This is a genomic window from Mycobacterium florentinum (genome assembly GCF_010730355.1).
GTDB lineage: Bacteria > Actinomycetota > Actinomycetes > Mycobacteriales > Mycobacteriaceae > Mycobacterium > Mycobacterium florentinum.
The window spans coordinates 3,206,824-3,225,303 of the sequence record NZ_AP022576.1; the positions used below are offsets into that span (position 1 = coordinate 3,206,824).

Annotated in this window: 14 protein-coding genes and 1 pseudogene; 7 read left to right on the top strand and 8 right to left on the bottom strand. The window is 66.2% G+C overall.

The genetic code is table 11. From position 1 onward, the window contains the following. On the top strand, positions 1 to 891 hold the full coding sequence (locus G6N55_RS15195) for an HNH endonuclease signature motif containing protein (protein WP_163667347.1): 891 nt from the start codon (positions 1 to 3) through the stop codon (positions 889 to 891). 164 nt (positions 892 to 1,055) lie between these two features. On the opposite strand, the gene G6N55_RS15200 is transcribed toward G6N55_RS15195, so the two are convergent. The 4 genes from G6N55_RS15200 to G6N55_RS15215 form a co-directional block, all read right to left on the bottom strand. Then, positions 1,056 to 1,445, bottom strand: coding sequence for a DoxX family protein (locus G6N55_RS15200; RefSeq protein WP_085222508.1), 390 nt, complete (start codon positions 1,443 to 1,445; stop codon positions 1,056 to 1,058). Between the two features lie 73 nt (positions 1,446 to 1,518). After that, on the bottom strand, positions 1,519 to 2,673 hold the full coding sequence (locus G6N55_RS15205) for an NAD-dependent formate dehydrogenase (protein ID WP_085223003.1): 1,155 nt from the start codon (positions 2,671 to 2,673) through the stop codon (positions 1,519 to 1,521). Between the two features lie 97 nt (positions 2,674 to 2,770). Further along, positions 2,771 to 3,688 (bottom strand): LysR family transcriptional regulator, encoded by a 918-nt coding sequence (locus G6N55_RS15210; protein ID WP_085222507.1) that lies wholly within the window; start codon positions 3,686 to 3,688, stop codon positions 2,771 to 2,773. A 5-nt stretch (positions 3,689 to 3,693) separates the two neighbouring features. Further along, a complete protein-coding gene (locus G6N55_RS15215; RefSeq protein ID WP_085222506.1) occupies positions 3,694 to 5,337 on the bottom strand; it encodes an acetolactate synthase large subunit in 1,644 nt (547 codons plus the stop codon). An 82-nt stretch (positions 5,338 to 5,419) separates the two neighbouring features. Here G6N55_RS15215 and G6N55_RS15220 point away from each other — a divergent pair, with 82 nt between their 5' ends. Continuing rightward, entirely contained in the window at positions 5,420 to 6,796 is a 1,377-nt protein-coding gene (locus G6N55_RS15220) for an NADP-dependent succinic semialdehyde dehydrogenase (protein ID WP_085222505.1), read from the top strand. 14 nt (positions 6,797 to 6,810) lie between these two features. On the opposite strand, the gene G6N55_RS15225 is transcribed toward G6N55_RS15220, so the two are convergent. After that, a complete protein-coding gene (locus G6N55_RS15225; protein ID WP_085222504.1) occupies positions 6,811 to 7,746 on the bottom strand; it encodes a R2-like ligand-binding oxidase in 936 nt (311 codons plus the stop codon). Beyond that, a complete protein-coding gene (locus G6N55_RS15230) occupies positions 7,743 to 8,444 on the bottom strand; it encodes a TetR/AcrR family transcriptional regulator (RefSeq protein WP_085222503.1) in 702 nt (233 codons plus the stop codon). Before G6N55_RS15230 ends, G6N55_RS15225 begins: the two co-directional genes overlap by 4 nt. A gap of 269 nt (positions 8,445 to 8,713) precedes the next feature. On the opposite strand from G6N55_RS15230, the gene G6N55_RS30150 reads away from it, so the two are divergent. Together G6N55_RS30150 and G6N55_RS29570 are read left to right on the top strand one after the other, a co-directional pair. Next, positions 8,714 to 11,344: a helix-turn-helix transcriptional regulator gene (locus G6N55_RS30150; RefSeq protein WP_085222502.1), complete on the top strand. Its 2,631-nt coding sequence runs from the start codon at positions 8,714 to 8,716 to the stop codon at positions 11,342 to 11,344. Positions 11,345 to 11,462: 118 nt separating this feature from the next. Beyond that, positions 11,463 to 11,811 (top strand): annotated as a pseudogene (locus G6N55_RS29570) (PPE domain-containing protein); the annotation flags it as partial. A gap of 643 nt (positions 11,812 to 12,454) precedes the next feature. On the opposite strand, the gene G6N55_RS15245 reads toward G6N55_RS29570, so the two are convergent. Further along, positions 12,455 to 14,152, bottom strand: a complete 1,698-nt coding sequence (locus G6N55_RS15245) for an acyl-CoA dehydrogenase (RefSeq protein WP_085222501.1) — start codon at positions 14,150 to 14,152, stop codon at positions 12,455 to 12,457. Positions 14,153 to 14,273: 121 nt separating this feature from the next. Between G6N55_RS15245 and G6N55_RS15250 the strand changes: the two genes are divergently transcribed. The 3 genes from G6N55_RS15250 to G6N55_RS15260 are packed head-to-tail and all read left to right on the top strand — an operon-like array spanning position 14,274 to position 17,266. Beyond that, positions 14,274 to 15,254 carry a phosphotriesterase family protein gene (locus G6N55_RS15250; protein ID WP_085222500.1) on the top strand — a complete coding sequence of 327 codons (981 nt, stop codon included), beginning with the start codon at positions 14,274 to 14,276 and terminating at the stop codon, positions 15,252 to 15,254. Then, positions 15,247 to 16,737, top strand: a complete 1,491-nt coding sequence (locus G6N55_RS15255; protein WP_085222499.1) for an AMP-binding protein — start codon at positions 15,247 to 15,249, stop codon at positions 16,735 to 16,737. The genes G6N55_RS15250 and G6N55_RS15255 overlap by 8 nt, the downstream gene beginning before the upstream one ends. 49 nt (positions 16,738 to 16,786) lie before the next feature. Next, on the top strand, positions 16,787 to 17,266 hold the full coding sequence (locus G6N55_RS15260; protein WP_085222498.1) for a YbjN domain-containing protein: 480 nt from the start codon (positions 16,787 to 16,789) through the stop codon (positions 17,264 to 17,266). Here the strand turns inward: G6N55_RS15260 and G6N55_RS15265 are convergent. Further along, positions 17,263 to 18,363 carry an acyltransferase family protein gene (locus tag G6N55_RS15265; protein WP_276072508.1) on the bottom strand — a complete coding sequence of 367 codons (1,101 nt, stop codon included), beginning with the start codon at positions 18,361 to 18,363 and terminating at the stop codon, positions 17,263 to 17,265. The two genes, G6N55_RS15260 and G6N55_RS15265, sit on opposite strands and share 4 nt — an antisense overlap. Between the last annotated feature and the right edge of the window lie 117 nt (positions 18,364 to 18,480).

The window sequence follows — 18,480 nt, forward strand, 5'->3', positions numbered from 1 at the left end:
ATGAAAGCACTCACGATCGCGGCAGCAGCCGCCATAGCGCTCGCACCCGTCGCGGTGGTAGCAACCACACCCGTTGTGGCACAGGCGGCTCCGTTTGTCGGCGCTGCGCAACATCGCATTCCGACGAGGCCCGCTCCGCCGGAGCCGACCGACGACCGTGACACCGGCGGGGACCCGACAGGTCGTTTCACCAACTCCTCGGGGCCCGAGCGGGCCGCTGACGACGAGCCGAGCCCACCCTGGCGGCACCTGGCGCTGCACTACGCGGTGTTGATGACAGTGGTGGGCCTTGCCGCCTGGGCTATCGGATCGTCTTCACGTCGCGCCAGGGGTACACCTGCGATCCCGGCCCGGCCGGAACCGCGCCGGGTCGGCCGCGCCGCGCCGGCCGTCAAATCCGCGCGCACATTTGCCACGATTGATCCGCCAGACTCAGAGGCAAAGCAACGGGCGCTAGTCGAGGCGGCCCATAGATGCGCCGTCCCCACCTGCCGGCATCCAACGACCGAGATAGCTCACATCGTGTCCACGTCGCAGAGCCGCGACGACTCGTTCCAAAACCTCATCGCGTTATGCCCGGGCTGCCAAGAGAAGGAAATCGATCCGCAGTCGATCCGCAGGTACAAGCGCAATCTCGGGATCTTGAACAGTCGCTACTCTGCTTTCGAGCGCCGGTTGTTCGACCAGATTGCCGAGACCGGCCGGAGATCCTTCGTGGTCCAGGCGGGTTTGGAGATCCCGCTCCTGCACGCAGTCGGTGATGGGTTTTTGAAGCGAATCGAACCATCGCCGGTACCGACCCAACGCGATGAACCCACCCATTACCGATATGAGGTCGCCGATGCCGGGCTGGAATTCGTTGGCCGATACGTCCGGGGTGAAGACATTTGATAAGTTCCCCCAACGGCGTCGGCTGAGGAACCAAGACGCCCTAGTTCTGCAACGACATAGAGTGCCTGCGAGACTTCGAAACCGCGGAGTAGCGAATGCATTTGGGCAGCCGCGGACACAGACGGTTGATCGGCCATGAGTAATCCTTTCCACATAGGTCACAGTCATCGCTCCCACATCGCGATCGCCGCAAATGCCAGCAGTGCCAAGTTCAATAGGATGATTCCCGGCTCACGCCGACGCGCGTGCACCACTGCCGCACCTAACATCACGACAATCAAGCCCACTGTCCCAAGCGTTACCGTCAGCCGGGACGAGATTTCGAGCATCGCGGGTACGACCATCGCCAGACCGCCCGCGACCTCTGTCAATCCCACGAATATCACTGTGCGCGGACTGAAGTCGTCGACCCAACTCGAACCCCGCAGTGCCAGGTGCTTTTTGGGGATGACCAACTTCATGGCTCCGAAGGCGGCGAAAGCCACACCCATCCCAGCACTCACAACCCATAAAGCCACGTTCACTTCCACGTTCGTGACGGCTGTGCCGTTCATTCTCGGTCAAGAAGCGTGGTGACGATCTGGTCACTGGAGACGCCTTCGCCGACGAGGACCAGAAGGCTGTTCCTTACTTCTGGTAGGACAAGGCTCCCGTCCCGGCGAGCTTGCCGCCCTCGACGATCAGGTATTCCGGGCGAATGGGTGTGCCCGCGAACCAGCTTTCCAGAATCTCCCGGGTACCCGCGGCGTACCGGGCCTGCGCGGACAGCGTGGTACCCGAAACATGGGGCGTCATAGCGTTATTCGGCATGGTCCGCCACGGGTGGTCGGCCGGCGGCGGCTGCGGGAACCACACGTCGCCGGCGTAGCCCGCGAGCTGACCGCTGCGCAGCGCGGCCGCGATCGCCTCCGGGACTGTCTCCTCGCCGCGCGCGGTGTTGACGATGTAGGAGCCGCGCCGCATCGTGCCCAGCAGTCGCTCGTTGAACATCCGGCGGGTGGCCTCGTACAGCGGCGAGTGGATCGACACGATATCGACGGAGCGGACCAACGATTCGACGTCGGGATGGAACGTAACGTTGAGTTCCTTCTCGACCTCCGGCGACAGCCGGCGCGTGTCGGTGTAGTGCAGGTTGACATCGAACGGCGCCAGCCTGCGCAACACCGCGCGCCCGATCCGGCCGGCGGCGATCAGCCCCACGTCCATGCCCTCCAGGTCGTAGGCACGCTCCACGCAATCGGCGATGTTCCAACCGCCTTCGCTGGCCCACCGGTGCGACGGGACGAAATTGCGCACCAGGGTGAGGATCTGCATCACCGTATGCTCGGCGACACTGATGCTGTTGCTGTAGGTCACCTCGGCGACAGTGATTCCGTGTTCCTGGGCGACGTCGAGGTCGACGTGGTCCGAGCCGATTCCCGCGGTCAGCGCCAGCTTGAGTCTGGGCGCCTTCTCGATCCGCTCTTTGGTCAGGTATGCCGGCCAAAATGGTTGAGAGATCACGATATCGGCGTCGGGCAGCTCGCGTTCGAACTCCGAATCCGGCCCGTCCTTGTCCGACGTCACCACCAACTCGTGGCCGGCGTCTTCAAAGAACTTGCGCAACCCGAGCTCGCCTGAAACACAGCCGAGTAGCTCACCGGGCGTGAAGTCAACCTTCGACGGTGTCGGTACGGTGCTGCCGTCGGGGTAGCTCGGAATCGACGGGATGCTGTCCCGGGCGTACTTCGACGGGTATCCGCCGACCGGGTCTGGGTAGAGCACCATCACACACTTGGCCATCGGTTTCTCCTCATGCTGGGTCGCCGCATCCCAGCTTTCGCCGCCGGAGTCGGCGATGTCCAAGACGGAATTCCGACCGGCCGATAGGCCGCGCCGATCAGGCCTGGTGAGGTCCGCCGAACACGTCACCAATGCTGGCGTCCCGCGCGGTCTGGACCAGCGCGCGGGTCACCACCGAGCCGGGATCTTCCGCGCGGGTGACGAGCACCATCGCAGCGATGATCGACGGATCCTGCAGCCGTAGCACCGATGCCCCAGCGGGCACGCCAAGGGTACGAATCCAGGTCTGCGGCACGATGCTCGCCCAGCGGCCCGTGCAGACGTGGGCGAATAACGTGGCAACAGAATCGGTTTCAAGCTGCGGGGTCACCGAAAGACCCTCCGCGGCCAGCGCGTCGTCGATGACGCGACGTCCGCGCATCCCGACAGTGAGCAGGCACAACGGTAAGGCCAGCGCGTCCGACCAACTGATGGAGTCGGATTTCCCCGCGAGCAGGTCGCTGCCCACGATGAGCACCTGGTGCTCCTGGTAGAGCGGGGTGACCAGCAGTTCGTCGGTGTCGTGGCGATCCGGGTACAGAATCCCCGCGTCCAGCTCGAACCGGCGGATTCGTTCGATGATCCCCGCCGAGCGCAGGTTCGTCTCCACCTGTACCCGCACCAGCGGGTGCGCGGCACAAAACGAATCCGTCAGCAGCGCAACGGTAGTGGCGGCATTGGGGACCACACCCAATCGCAGCTCGCCGACCAGGCCGGTCTGCAATGCCGTGACCTCAAGAGTGAGCGCGTCGCGGTCGGCCAGGATGCGCCGGGCCCAATGGACGAGCCGTTCCCCTTCGGGGGTGAGGCCCTCGAACTTCTGGCCGCGCCGGACCAGCGGGACCTTCAGCTCGTGTTCAAGCTTGCGGATGGCCTCCGACAACGCCGGCTGGGATACATGGCACGCGTCGGCGGCGTGAGCGAAATGACGCTCCCGGGCGAGCGCCACGAAATACTCCAGCTGGCGAAACAGCATGGACGCTATAGAGTTTCGTCTAGCTCGCCGAGCCGGTCGGTCAGCCGCAGATTCTCCGAGTAATCCACCGGGCAGCAGATCAGCGACACCCCGTCGTCGTCGAGTGCGGCCCGCAGCGTCGGCAGCAGCTCGTCGGCGTGAGAGATCCGATACCCTTTGGCGCCAAAGCTTTCGGCGTACGTGACAATGTCGGGGTTGCCGAACTTCACGTAATAGTGGGCCCCGAGCTCGAGATCCATCTTCCATTCGATCAGGCCGTAACCGCCGTCCTCCCAGATCAACACCACCAGCGGTATCTTCTCCCGCACGGCGGTCTCAATTTCCTGCGAGTTCATCAGGAAGGCACCGTCGCCCACCACGGCCAGCACCTTGACATCCGGTTGCGCCAGCTTCACCCCCAGCGCACCGGGAAGAGCAAAACCCATGGTGGACAAACCGTTTGAAATCAGACACGTGTTGCGTTCGAACGTTGGATACAGCCGGGCCATCCACATCTTGGTGGCACCGGTGTCGACGAGCACCACGTCGGAGCGGCCCAGCGCCGCCCTGGTGTCGGCGACCACCCGCTGCGGGGCCAACGGAAATCGCGAATCTTGCTGTCCACGAGCGAATTCCTCGGCCAACAACCCCGACCCGGGTACGTCGGCGTCGTCGAAACGGTGACCGGCGAGTGCGTCGGCGAGCTCGTTCAGTGAATCGCTGAGGTCGCCGATGATGCCGACGTCGACCGAATAGTGCGCGTCAACCTCAGCCGGGAAGCGATGGATGTGGATGATCTTCTTGTCGGCCTGCGGGTTGATCCGGACCGGGTCGAATTCCTGCAACTCGTAGCCGACCGCGATCACGACGTCGGCGCAGTCGAACCCGAAGTTGACGTAGTCGTGCCGCATGAACCCAATGGTCCCGATGCTGTTGGGGTGATCGTCGGGCATCACGCCCTTGCCGTGGAAGGTGTTCGCGACCCGGATCCCGAGATCCTCCGCGAAGCGGACCAGGGCATCCGTCGCGTTGCTGCGGGCAGCCCCGTGCCCGACCAGCAGCACGGGACGTTGCGCGTTGCGCAGGATGTCGACCGCCCGCGCCACCTGGCCGGGCGCCGGCGCGTCGGCGCGGACAACGTTGCGCGGCAACGCCGTCAGCTCGTAATCAGTCTCGTCGGCGTCGATGTGCTCGGGCACCGCGAGATAGACCGCGGCGGGTCGTTCGGTCTCGGCGGTTTTGAACGCCTTGCGGACCATCTCCGGAATGGCGCGCGCGGTGGGGACGCCGGCGGCCCAGCGGGTGATCGGGTCGAACATCGACACCAGGTCGACGTACTGGTGCGACTCCTTGTACTCGCGATCCTGACCGACCTGCGCCGAGATGGCGACCACCGGGGTGCTGTTGGTGGTGGCGTCGGCGACGCCGAGCTGCATGTTGATCGCGCCCGGGCCCAGCGTGGCCGACACCACACCGGCGCGCCCGGTGACGCGACCGTACATCTCGGCCATGAAGGCGGCCGCCTGCTCGTGCCGGGTGAGCACATAGCGGATGCCGGAGTGCGCCAGCGCCTGGGTGAACCGGATGTTCTCCTCCCCCGGTATCCCGAAGACGACCGCAACACCCTCATTCTCCAGGCACTTGACGATCAATTGAGCCGCAGTGCTCATCCGCCACCTCCCTCTTGGGAACGATAGTGGCAGGCTAGGTGTTGGATGTTTTAGTCACCCAAGCGAAGGGAAGGATGTCAGCGTGTCAATCGCGACCATCAACCCGGCCACCGGCGAGACCGTCAAGATCTTCACCCCCGCGACCGACGACGAAGTCGACGCCGCGATCGCAAGGGCGCACGCGCGGTTCCTCGACTACCGCCACAGCACCACTTTCGCCCAGCGTGCGCAGTGGGCCAACAACGTCGCGGATCTCCTGGAGGCCGAGGCCGACGACGTCGGGGCCATGATGACCCTCGAGATGGGCAAGACGCTGAAATCGGCCAAGGCGGAAGCGCTCAAGTGCGCCAAGGGTTTTCGCTACTACGCCGAGAACGCCGAGAAGCTGTTGGCCGACGAGCCGGCCGAGGCCGCCAAGGTCGGCGCGAAACGGGCCTACACCCGGTGGCAGCCGCTGGGTGTGGTGCTGGCCGTGATGCCGTGGAACTTCCCGCTCTGGCAGGCCGTGCGGTTCGCCGCGCCGGCGTTGATGGCCGGCAACGTCGGCCTGCTCAAGCACGCGTCGAACGTGCCGCAGTCGGCGCTGTATCTGTCCGACGTGATCGCCCGCGGCGGCTTCCCGGCGGACTGCTTCCAGACGCTGCTGATCTCGTCCAGCGCCGTCGAGCGCATCCTGCGCGACCCCCGGGTCAAGGCGGCCACCCTGACCGGCAGCGAACCGGCGGGCCAGTCCGTCGCCGCGATCTGCGGTGACGAGATCAAGCCCACCGTGATGGAGCTCGGCGGCAGCGACCCGTTCATCGTGATGCCGTCGGTGGACCTCGACGAGGCGGTCAAGACCGCCGTCACCGCCCGGACCCAGAACAACGGCCAATCCTGTATCGCGGCAAAGCGATTCATCGTGCACACCGACATCTACGACGCCTTCGTCGACAAGTTCGTCGAGCGGATGGCCGCGCTCAGGGTCGGCGACCCGACCGACCCGGACACCGATGTGGGTCCGCTGGCCACCGAGTCGGGCCGCGACGAGATCGCCAAGCAGGTCGACGACGCCGTCGCGGCCGGCGCCAAGGTCCGGCTCGGCGGCAAGACTCCCGACCAACCGGGCTGGTTCTACCCGCCGACGGTGGTCACCGAGATCACCAAGGACATGGCTTTGTACACCGAGGAGGTCTTCGGACCGGTCGCCTCGATGTACCGTGCCTCGGGCATCGACGAGGCCATCGAGATCGCCAACGCGACCACGTTCGGCCTGGGATCCAATGCCTGGACCAACGACGAAGCCGAGCAGGAGCGCTTCATCGAAGACATCGAGGCCGGGCAGGTCTTCATCAACGGGATGACGGTGTCCTACCCCGAACTGGGGTTCGGCGGCGTCAAGCGATCCGGCTACGGCCGCGAGTTGGCGGGCCTCGGTATCCGCGCGTTCTGCAACGCCAAGACCGTCTGGGTCGGCTAGACGGCCGCCTTCGGTCAGACGGTCGCCAGGGCCCGCTCGTCCTCCTCGGCGAAGGTGTCCTCGAGCTGCAGCGGTGAGTAGTCGAGGTCGATCTCGCCGAGCGGGCGGCCCCGGGCGCTGGAGATGGTGCCGAACCGGCGCATGCCCTTGTCGGAGGCGTACTGCATGAATTCGTCCACCGACAGGCCGAAGGGCATCGGGTCGTACAGCGCGAAGCCCTCTTCGATCAGGCGCAGCCCGAGCGGCATCAGCTCGTTCATCCGCGTCTCGAAGACGCCCCAGTTGGCGTCGTCGGCGGCGACGTGGCGCCGGCAGGTGAACGTGCCCCACGCCATGTGGCGTCGCTCGTCGTCGCCGATGCGCCGGACCAGCTCCTGCATGCCCGGCAGGATGCCGCGCTCCACGCAGATCTTGTGCCAGCCGAAGTAGCCGGTCAGCGCCAGCATGCCCTCGACCATGTGGTTGTAGGTGACCGACGCCCGGACCTGGGCGGCCGGCGACGGATCGACCGACAAGGCGCTCAGACAGTCCGGCAGCTCCTCGTAGAAGATCGTCCGGTAGGTCGGGACGTCCTCGAGGAAGTTGTGCAGGTCCTCGGTGATGCCGACGGCGTCGAGCCACATGCGGAACACCTGGACGTGCTTGGCCTCCTCGAAGGCGAACTGGGTCAGATACATCTCGTCGCCGAGCCGGCCCTCGGCCCGCATCGCGGCCATGAACGGCTGGATGTCCTGGGTCACCGATTCCTCGCCCGCGATGAACTCGGCGCACAGCCGGGTCGCGTAGCTGCGTTCGTCGTCGGTCAGGCGTTCCCAGTCCTCGCGGTCGCGGGAGAAGTCGATGTCGGCCGGATTCCAGAATTTTGCATTACCGCCCGCAAAGAGCTTGAGCGGCAAGCTATCCCAGTTGAGACCGCCCTCGGCCATTGAGGCAATTCGGGTGCGTTTCATGTGACCTCCTCAGATCGCATTGGGGCTGGGTTATTCGAGGCATTCGGTGTCGCCGGCGAGGCCGCGAACGCGGCGATCAGCACCGCGACCAGCCTGCGCACGGCCAGCGCCGGCTGTTCCGGGCTGGGCTCGTCGAGGCCGAGGATCGGGTCCAGGCCGCGCATGTAGGGCGCCAACGCCAGGTGCGGAAAGATCAGCAACAGCAGCGACAGCAGCGCGTCGGTGTCGGCGTCGGCGCGCAGATCGCCGCGGGTCTGGGCGCCGTGCACCAGTGGCCGCAGCACCTCCAGGTAGTGCCGGTGGATGACGCTGCGCACGCTGACGCGGGCGTCGGTATCGACCTCCAGGGTCGCCGCGGCGTGCAGCGATCGTTCCCGCGGATGCTCGGCGAAGTAGGCGACCCAGCCGTCGAGCAGCTCGGTGAGAAATTCGAAGAACGGCCGGTTCGGGTCGAGTTCGCGGATCAGGTCTTCCATGTAGGTGCGGACCCGCTGGCTGCCGATGTCGGCGATGAAAGCGAACAAGTCGCGCTTGTCCGCGAAGTACTGGAACAGACTGCCCTTGGCGACCCCGGCCCGGCGCGCGATGACGTTCAGGCTGCCGCCGGAAAACCCGTGCGCCCCGAACTCGGCCTCGGCGGCCTCGATGATGGCTGTGCGTCGAGCGGGGTCGACACGTGCCCATGTCACGGTTGGCATCTCGCCTCCTTGCGTCGATGACCAGTGGTCATTTTACTGTGAGCCGCGCCACAGTCAAGGCTTTGGGCTGGTATCACCTAGCTCAGCAGTCACGCCAGCGCCAACATCTAGGCATGTGCTCGTTCTGAAACGCGAGAGCGCATGCGATATCGCAATTGAAGACGCTCGCATGGTCGGGCCAGCCCAGGCGGCCGGTTGCGCGTGCCGGAACCGGCAGCGGCACAGCCAGATCGCAGGCGAAGATCGAAGCCGCTGGCTAATATCTACAAGTGTTCGAACACTGGCCCATCGTCGGCAGAAGCAGGGAGATCGACGAGGTCGGCCGCCTGCTCGCCGCCACCGAAGGGCTGCGCGGTGTCGCATTGTCGGGCAAAGCCGGGGTGGGCAAGTCGCGATTGGCCCGCGAGGCCGTGCTGGCGGCCGCGGATGCCGGGTGGACGGTCCGCAGCACTGCCGCCACCGTTACCAGCCGCACGATTCCGCTGGGCGCCTTCGCAACATGGACCGATGATGCCGAGGGCGCACCACATACGTCAGCGCGCCGGGTCGTTGACGCGCTGACCGCCGGTACGCAACCGGACCGTCTCCTGGTCTTCGTCGACGACGCCCATCTCCTCGACGATCTGTCCGCCCTGGTGCTGCATCAACTCGTGCAGTTGCAGGCCGCGACGGTCATCGTCACGATTCGTACGGGCGAGCGGGCTCCAGCCGCAGTGACGGCGCTCTGGAAAGACGGACCGGTGGAGCGGCTCGAGGTCGACCCGTTGACCCACGGCCAGATCGACGAGCTGTTGCTGGCAGTGACGGGGTGCGCACCCGATCAGCGGTGCGGGGACGAACTGTGGCGTCTCACCCGCGGAAACGTACTGTTCCTGCGGCAGCTGGTCGAACAGGAGTTGCGCGCGGGACGCATGGTCAGCGACGACGGCGTGCTGCGCTGGCAGGGAAACCTCGGAGTGTCAGGGTCCCTCGCTGAGCTGGTGGATGCCCAGATCGGCGCCATTCCCGACGACGTGCGCGACGTCGTCGATCTCGTGGCCGTTTCCGAACCCGTCGACTGGCAGTGCCTGAGACTGCTCGCCGAGCAGGACGCCATTGAAGAGGCCGAACAGCGCGGCTTGATCCGGTTGTCCGCCGACGAGGTCTACATCGGCCATCCCATGTTCGCCGAGGTGCGCCTGGATCGCTGCGGCTCCTCGCGGTTGCGACGCCTTCGTGGCCAGGTCGCGACCGCGATGAAGGACGGCGGGCGCGCCGCGAAGGTAATGACGCGGGGACTGCTCTGGTTGGAGTCGGACCTTCCGCCCGAGCCCGACGTCTTGCTGTCGGCCGCCACGGCGGCGAGTTCGCTGTTGGACTTTGAGACCGCGGAGCGGCTCTTTCGCGCCGCCGCCGACACCGGCATCGGGGCACAGGCGCGCATACCTCTGGCCTACTCGCTGTTCATGATGGAGAAGGGCGAGCTTGCGCTGGAAGTCCTCGAGGGCGTCGAGGTCGACGAAGCGACGGAATCCGCTTTCATCAACGACGTGGTGATGCGCGCGTCAAATCTGATGTGGGGCATGCGATCACCGGAGCGGTCCTGGCGCCTCATCGACGATGCGCTTAAGGCATCGCACGGTGCGCGGCGCCAACAACTACTGGTGTTCCGCGCCAATCAGCTTGCGCTGGCGGCGAAGCCGCTTGAGGTCCTTGCGACCATGGCCGACGTCGACTATGAAGACCTCGACCCGTACGGCGCGACCATGGCCTACAGCGCCGAGAGCATGGCCTATGGCGAACTCGGTCAACCCGATCAGGCGGCGGCAAGGGCCATCGATGCCGATGAGGCACTCACGCTGAGCGAGCAGGGTAAATTCCTTCGCCAGACGTTGATGGAGTTTCACACGTTCGCCCTGGTGGCGGGCGGACGCATCGCCGAAGCGGTCGACGTTGCCGAATGGCACTTGCGCGCCCACCACGACGAGCCGCCGGATGTCCGAGCGGTGGCGTCAGAGATCCTCGGCATGGTGATGTTGGCCGCCGGCGATCTCAACGCGGCGCTGCGGCATCTGCCACATGAAGTCGATGCCAAGAACGCCAACAGTTTCCACGTCGTGAACAGCTTCCATCGCTTCCACTTGCTGCGTGCGCAGGCACTGGCCCGATCCGGCGATGCGGATGCAGCCGCTGACGCGCTGAAAACTGCGCGGGCGCACCAGCATCCGGCCTACGTGTACGTCACGTCCACCGAATTGCTGAGCGAAGCCTGGCTGGCCGCGGTCCGCTCGCGCTCCACCGAGGCGCGCCAACTCGCGCGCAAGGCGGCCGACTTCGCGCGCGACCACGATCAACTCGCCCGTGAAGTGTGGTGTCTACAGACCGCTGTGCAATTCGACGACACCGATGCGGCCGAGCGGCTCGCGGATCTGGCGACGCGCGTCGAAGGCCCGCGCGTTGCGGTCGCGGCGCGCTACGCGGCGGCGCTGCAAGCCGACGACGCCGGCGAACTCGACCGGGTATCAGCCGAATTCGAGGCGATGGGCGACTTGCTAACCGGCGCCGACGCCGCGGGGCAAGCCGCCACGTCACACCGGCGCGCGGGTCGCGCAGGCAGCGCGATGACCGCGGCGGCACGCGCACACCGGCTGGCGGCACGGTGTCACGGCGCGACCAGCCCCGCCGTCGAGGCAGCTTCCTTCGCTCCGCCGTTCACCAACCGAGAACGCGAGATCGCGGTGTTGGCTGCCCAGGGCCTGTCGAATCGTGAGATCGCCGAGGCGGTGTCGCTGTCCGTGCGGACCGTCGAGAGCCACATTTATCGGGCCTGCAGTAAGGCCGGTGTCGCCGGCCGTACCGGCCTTGCCGACGTCATCGGCGGTGCGGCCCGCACGCCTCGCTACGGCACCACCGCGCGGTGAATGCAGTAGTCGTTCGCTGAGGCCGGCGAAAGGTGCAGTAGTGCTTCCCGGAATGCACGGTCGTGGTTGCCGCACACGATGGTCGGCGAATGCGCTGTCGTGACGAAAGCAAGATTGCATGGATTTTGCGTTGTTGCCCCCGGAGGTCAACTCGGGGTTGATGTATGCGGGTCCGGGATCGGGACCAATGCTGGCCGCCGCCGCGGCCTGGAGCGATGGGGCCGCCGAGCTGGAATCGTCGGGGGACGCAGGCGTATGCGGCGGCCGCCGCGTATGAGACGGCGTTCGCCATGACGGTGCCCCCGCCGATGATCGCCGCCACCGAAGCCGAATACACGCGGATGTGGGTGCAAGACGCCGCCGCCTCGGCGACCGCGAGCACGCTGCAGTCGTTTGACGAGCCGCCGCACACCACCAACCCGAATGGTCAAACTGACCAGGCCACCTCGGTGGCCCAGACCACCGCCAACACCACCAGCGGCCGGACCCAATCCCTGGTTCAGAGCCTCGCCACACAGCAGGGCAACCTCGTCGACCCGCCCCTGCCAGATGGCAGCACCGCCAACATCGCACCCGGCGGCGCAACCCTCGAGCCCGGCACGACCGTCACCAACCCCGTGTCCGCCACCTTCGGCGCCACCTTCACAGCCAACACCGACGTCACATATATAAACCTCTCCGCCGGAGTCACGCGCACTTCCCAAGCCGGTGGGGTCTACGTCTTCAACTTCAATGCCACGATCACGAGCGGCCAAATCTTCGTCGACAGTCCCAGCCCCTTTCCCGGGGGGACGGGCGGGTTCACCATCCCCAGTGGCGGCGTCACCGCCGGAAGCAGCGGCGTCGAGGCCACCATCGACTCCAGCACCGGCCTCGTCACCGCCATCAACGCCGGCGGCGTCATCACCGCCCCAGTCACCGCCACTTCGTACTTCCTGCCCGCCGTCGCCCCCGTCGTCTCCAGCGCGCCCAGCGCCTTGGGTGCGGCACCGGCGGCCATGGCAACCAGCGCACCGGGCCTGGCGGGAACCGCAGCAATCCAACCCCAGCTCAACATCGACGCGCTCTCGGCCGCCGCCGGATAGCAGCGCAAACCGACCCGCCGCCCAGCTACGGCCGCATTTGGTAGGCGCCGTTGATCGGCAGGATGTGGTCCTTCCAGATCTGGTCGTAGCGCGCGGCATCGAACACCGGCCGGCGGATCATCCGCATCGCGAAGCGGGCCTGCGCGTCCGTCGTCGCCGACTTGCCGCTCAATTCGACTGCGTAGCTGTTGAAGTCACGCACCAGCACCGCGAAGATCTCGTCGATCAGCGCCTCGTCCACCCCGGACAGCGGGGCCTCCTCCAGGATCAGCTGCGCATAAGGCACCGTGGCGAACAGCTGGCCCACCCCGAAGGAGAAGTCAATGTCCTTCTGCTGCACCGCATCTGGAGTCGCACTGGCCAGCATCTCGGCCAGCACGTCGACCTGCGCACGCAGCAGCGCGACATTGGGCAGATGCGCGAAGCTGTCGAACGGCGCACGCCAATCGTGGAAGCGCACCTTGCCCAGTCCCCCGGTCGGGCCCTGATTGAACAGGAACGAGTCGTCGACCGCCTCGTCGCGGCGGCCGATCAACGGCAATTCGCTGTTCGGCGCGAACAGGTAGTTGGGCATGAACTTGGCCAGCAACCCGATGTTGATGTGCACCGTGCCTTCCAGCCGCGGCAGCAGCCCGATCTCGCGGGCCATGGCCTCGAAGATGGTGTCCTTCTCCACTCCCTTGGCGGCGATGACGTCCCACAGGGCGGTGATCACCCGCTCGCCCTCGCCGGTGATCTTCGCCTTGGTGAGCGGGCTGTACAGCAGGTAACGGCGGTCTTCGGCCGACGCGCTGCGCATGTAATCGGAAGCGCGAGTGGCGACCATCTTCATCGCGATCAGGCGCGTATAGGCGTCGGTGAGCAGTCGCCGCACATGAGTGAAGTCGGTGACGACGGTCCCGTACAGGATGCGGTTGGAGGCGTGGGTGACCGCCTCGTACATGGCGTGGGTACACATGCCGACCGCGCCCCAGCCGAGGTTGTACTTGCAGATGTTGACGGTGTTCAGCGCGGCGTGGAAGGCGCCGGGGCCGCGGTGCAACAGGTCGGCCTCGGTGACCGGATAGTCGTGCAGTGCGTAGTTGGCGACGTAGTTCTGTGAGTTGACGACGTTCTTGATCAGCTCGTAGCGATCGTGCTGGGAGTCGGCCACGAAGAAGACGTATTCGTCGGAGCCGTCGATCTTGCCGAAGGTGGAGACCATCCGCGCCGCATTCGCGTTGCCGATGTAGTACTTCTCGCCGTTGGCGACCCAGCCGTTTTCGGACTCCGTCAGGATCATGTCGGTCTGATAGACATCGGCGCCATGCGCCTGCTCGGATAGGCCGAAGGCGAACACCTCGCCCTGCTCGAGCTGGGCCGCGGCCTTGCGCTTGGCGTCCTCGTTGTCGCTCATCCAGATCGGGCCCAGGCCAAGGGCCGTGACCTGGAACGGATACCAGTAGTTCAACCCGTAGAAGCCGACGATCTCGGCGAACTCGCTGATTCGGTAGGTATCCCAGCGACAGCCCGAGGCGCCGTACGCCGACGGCGTCAGCAGCGAGGCGAAGATGCGTTCGCGTCCGACGTGGTCCAGGAAGTCGGAGTACCAGACCCGCGCGTGGTCGTCGGCCTTGAGCCGGGCCTTGCCCCGGGACTCGAAGAAGTCGACGGTGGCGGCCATGATCTCCCCGGATCGGGCGTCCGGGTACTTACGGTTCAACTGGTTGGGGTTGAGCAGCATGCGGCAGACGGTACGCCGATGCGCGGAGTCGCGGTATCAGCCCGCGGTTCGCTGGGAAATCCGCATTGTCGTGGCAATTGCCTCTGTTGGATCACCACCGGCCGGGCCTAGCATCAGCGACGTGTCCGAACTAAATACCGCGCGCGGATCCATCGATACCGCCGATCTTGGCGTGACGCTGATGCACGAGCACGTGTTCATCATGACCACGGAGATCGCGCAGAACTATCCGGAAGCCTGGGGAGACGAGGAGAAGCGCGTCGCCGACGCCATCGAGCGCCTCAACGAACTCAAGTCCCGCGGCGTGGACACCATCGTCGACCTCACGGTGATCGGACTCGGCCGCTACATTCCCCGCATCGCCAGGGTCGCGGCTGCTACCGAGCTGAATATCGTTGTCGCAACCGGGTTTTACACCTACAACGATCTGCCGCTGCGATTCCATTACGAGGGTCCGGGTGGGTTGCTGGGGGGTCCGGAGATCATGGTCGACATGTTCGTAAAGGACATCGAGGAGGGGATCGCCGACACCGGCATCAAAGCCGGAATCCTCAAATGCGCCACCGACGAACCCGGCGTGACACCCGGCGTCGAGCGAGTGCTGCGCGCCGTCGCGCAGACGCACAAGCGCACCGGGGTGCCGATCTCCACGCACACCCACGCCGGGCTGCGCCGCGGCCTCGAGCAGCAGAAGATCTTCGAAGAAGAGGGCGTCGACCTGAGCCGGGTGATCATCGGGCATTCGGGCGACAGCACCGACATCGGCTACCTCGAGGAACTCATCGCGCCCGGTTCCTACATCGGGATGGACCGGTTCGGCATCGACGCGTACCTGCCGTTCGAGGAGCGGGTGGCCACGGTGGCGACGATGTGCGAGCGCGGGCACGCCGACAAGATGGTGCTGTCGCACGACGCCAACTGTTACTTCGACGCGCTGCCCGAAGAACTGGTGCCGCAGATGATGCCGAACTGGAACTACCTGCACATCCACAACGACGTGATCCCGGCGTTGAAAGAGCGCGGCGTCACCGACGAGCAGCTGCACACGATGCTGGTGGACAACCCGCGCCGCATCTTCGAGCGGCAGGGCGCGTATGAGTGAGCCGGTCCCGCCGATCGGCACGCAGATTTCGGCGCTGGCCGAACTCGCCCCCGACGAGCCGGCGGTCACCTGCGACGGCCTGACCATCACCCGCGGCGAGCTCGACTCCTCGACGAACCGGCTCGCGCGCGCCTATGCCGAGCGCGGCGTCGGCGTCGGCGACTACGTGACGATGGTGCTGCCCAACTCCATCGAGTGGATCCAGGCCGCCGTGGCGTGCTGGAAGCTGGGCGCGGTACCGCAACCGCTGTCCGCACGGTTGCCGGCCGCCGAGCTGGCCGGCCTGGTGGAGTTGCGGCCGCCCGCGTTGCTGGTTGGTAGAGACCACCCCGAAATACCAAGCGTTCCAGCCGGTTTCACGCCCGACGCGACGCTGTCCGACGCCGCGCTGCCCGAGGCGGTCTCGCCGGTGTGGAAGGCGATGGGGTCCGGCGGCAGCACCGGCCGGCCGAAGCTCATCGAGTCCGGCGGCGACAGCCGCATCCCCGCGGCGGTCGGCTATCCGCTGGGCGCGCAACCGGGGGACACCACCCTGGTGCCGATCCCGCTGTCGCACAACACCGGCTTCACCACCGCGACGATCGCGTTGCTGATGCGCCACCATCTGGTGGTGATGAGCCGGTTCGACCCGCACGGGTTCCTCCGGCTGATCACCGACCATCGCGTCACGTTCCTGACGACGGTGCCGACGATCATGCAGCGGGCGCTGCCGGTCTACCACGCCGACCCGGGGGCCTATGACCTCTCGTCGCTGCGGCGTTTCTGGCACATGGGGGCGCCGTGCCCGCCGGCCATCAAGGAGGCGTGGATCAACCTCGTCGGACCGGAAGTCGTCTGGGAGCTCTACGGCGGCACCGAACTACAAGCGCTCACCTTCATCTCCGGCGATCAGTGGCTGACCCACCGCGGCTCGGTCGGCGTCGTGGTGGCCGGCGAGATGCAGGTGCTCGACGACGACGGAAACCCTTGTCCCCCAGGCGTAGTCGGGGAGATCTATATGCGGCCCAGCCCGGGCAGCGCACCCACCTATCGCTACGTCGGGGCCACGGCGAAAAGCCGCGACGGCTGGGACTCGCTGGGCGATCTGGGCTACTTCGACGCCGACGGGTTCCTGTATCTGTCCGATCGCCGGGTCGACATGTTCACTGTCGGCGGCCGCAACGTCTATCCCGCGGAGATCGAGAGCGCACTGTCGGCGCACCCGGAAGTGTTGTCCTGCTTGGTCGTTGGCGTCCCCGACCCGAACGCCGGTGATCTGGGCCAGGTGCCCTACGCGCTGGTGCAGACAATCGACGGCTCCGCTTTGGATGCCGTCGGCGTGCAGGAGTTCCTGCGCGCCAACATCGCGGGGTACAAGGTGCCGCCCAGCCCGGACTTCGTCGAATTCGTCGACGCACCGCTGCGCGACGACGCCGGCAAGGCCCGTCGATCGGCGGTGCGCGCCGAGATCATGGCGCGGTTGCCGGTGACCGAGGCGGGCTGACCAGAGGGCATTGAGAATCTTCCAAGGCCCCGGCACCACGATCAGGGCCATGGAGATCGAGCCATTGAGTCCCGAGCTGGTCGAACGTTATCTGCGATCGCGCCACTTGCGATTTTTCCGCAGCGACGACGGCGAGGAATTCATGATGGTGCTGTCAAACTACGAGCGGGGCAAGCTGCACGTGAACCTGCGGATCAACGGTTTGCGGCGCGACATCTTGGAGATCTCGGTCAGCCCCGCCGGCTACTACCAGGCCAGCGACCGCCCGCGCCTGATGGAACTGGTGAACGGCTGGAATCGCGACACCCATTGGCCCAAGGCGTTTGTCCGCGAGACGGCGCAGCCGAGCCACGTCAACGTGGTCGGTGAGAGCGCCTACCTGCTGACCGATGGCATCCACCTGGACGCCCTGGGCAACTTCATCAAGTCCACCGTCGAGTACGGGACCGATTTGATCGAGAAGATCGAGCGGGCCGTCTGCCTGCCGTCGGCCGACGCACTGGAAGAGTGGATGGACCGCACCGGCTAGGGCGCTATCGCGTCAGCCTCGGCATCTACCTCCGCAGCGGCCGGCTTCTCGCGTTTCTCCCAGCGGCGCAACGCCTCCCGGCACGGCGACTCGACCAGGGCGTAGCTCACCGCCGCGATCGCGAAACCGAAGATCAGCGTCAGCACCAACACCGTCGGCATGTTGCCGGTGAACGGGAACGTCCCGACCACCGGGAACACCATCGCCAGGGCGGCCAGGTGCCAGATGAACAGGCCGTAGGACCAGCGCCCCAGCGTGACCATCCCGGCCGTGCCCAACAGTCGGTGTCGGGTGTCGATGCGATCCAGCACCAACGGCGCGACCAACGCGAACGCCACCACCGAGCCCATCGACGTCTTCACCGCGAACTGCGTCGCGGTCCCGGGAATCAGGCCCTCCGGACCCGCCAGCGGAGACGCGGCCACCAAAAACGCGGCCAGCGCGATGACGGCCATCAGCACCCGCCGGCGCGCCAACCGGTGCGGCAACCCGATCGGGCTGTGCACCCATTCGGCCAGCAGCACGCCGGCCGCGAACCAGGAGAAGAAGGCCGGCGGCCAGTTCAGCGGATTGCCGGATCCCGAATGCAGGGGCAGCCAGCCCCACGCCCAGCTGAGGGCCCCCAGCGCGGCGATCGCCGGCACCCGGGCGCGCACCGGAATGCGGCGGGCCAGCAGCGCGAGAATCGGGAGCGCCAGATAGAAACTCACCTCGACCGACAGGCTCCACATCTGCGTCAGGCCGCCGGTCAGGGTGAGCGGCACATAGATCTGGGTGAGCGTCAGGTTTGCCAGCCACACCGTCAAATTGGCGTGGTCCGCGTCGGGCAGCAGGGTGAGGATCACGACGACGGCCACCAGATAGGCCGGCATGATGCGGACCACCCGCGATCGCAGGTAGTGGCCGGTGAGCGGGCGCGGCCCCAGATTCCGGGCGGCCGCCGCATGCCCACGCCACAGCAGGAACCCCGACAACGCGAAGAACACCGCCACGGCGAGGTCGAAGCGGCCGAAGAGCCGTCCGTCGACACCGCTGGAGTGACCGGTCTGGAAGGCCACGTGTGTGATGACCACACCCATGGCCGCGCAGGCGCGCATACCCTCGACAGCGGGCAGGAAGCTGCGGGTTCCGCCCACCTGGTCGCCATCGGTCACGATCACAGTCTGCCTGCGCTCTGTTACCTGCCGTACCGGGTACTGCTGTTAGGGTCGAAC

Coding starts and splice junctions, on each gene's coding strand:
- G6N55_RS15230 (WP_085222503.1), bottom strand. CDS start 8,444: ATGCCAACCGTGACATGGGCACGTGTCGACCCCGCTCGACGCACAGCC.
- G6N55_RS15200 (WP_085222508.1), bottom strand. CDS start 1,445: ATGAACGGCACAGCCGTCACGAACGTGGAAGTGAACGTGGCTTTATGG.
- G6N55_RS15195 (WP_163667347.1), top strand. CDS start 1: ATGAAAGCACTCACGATCGCGGCAGCAGCCGCCATAGCGCTCGCACCC.
- G6N55_RS15255 (WP_085222499.1), top strand. CDS start 15,247: ATGAGTGAGCCGGTCCCGCCGATCGGCACGCAGATTTCGGCGCTGGCC.
- G6N55_RS15225 (WP_085222504.1), bottom strand. CDS start 7,746: ATGAAACGCACCCGAATTGCCTCAATGGCCGAGGGCGGTCTCAACTGG.
- G6N55_RS15260 (WP_085222498.1), top strand. CDS start 16,787: ATGGAGATCGAGCCATTGAGTCCCGAGCTGGTCGAACGTTATCTGCGA.
- G6N55_RS15210 (WP_085222507.1), bottom strand. CDS start 3,688: ATGCTGTTTCGCCAGCTGGAGTATTTCGTGGCGCTCGCCCGGGAGCGT.
- G6N55_RS15215 (WP_085222506.1), bottom strand. CDS start 5,337: ATGAGCACTGCGGCTCAATTGATCGTCAAGTGCCTGGAGAATGAGGGT.
- G6N55_RS15265 (WP_276072508.1), bottom strand. CDS start 18,363: ATGCGCGCCTGCGCGGCCATGGGTGTGGTCATCACACACGTGGCCTTC.
- G6N55_RS15245 (WP_085222501.1), bottom strand. CDS start 14,152: ATGCTGCTCAACCCCAACCAGTTGAACCGTAAGTACCCGGACGCCCGA.
- G6N55_RS15205 (WP_085223003.1), bottom strand. CDS start 2,673: ATGGCCAAGTGTGTGATGGTGCTCTACCCAGACCCGGTCGGCGGATAC.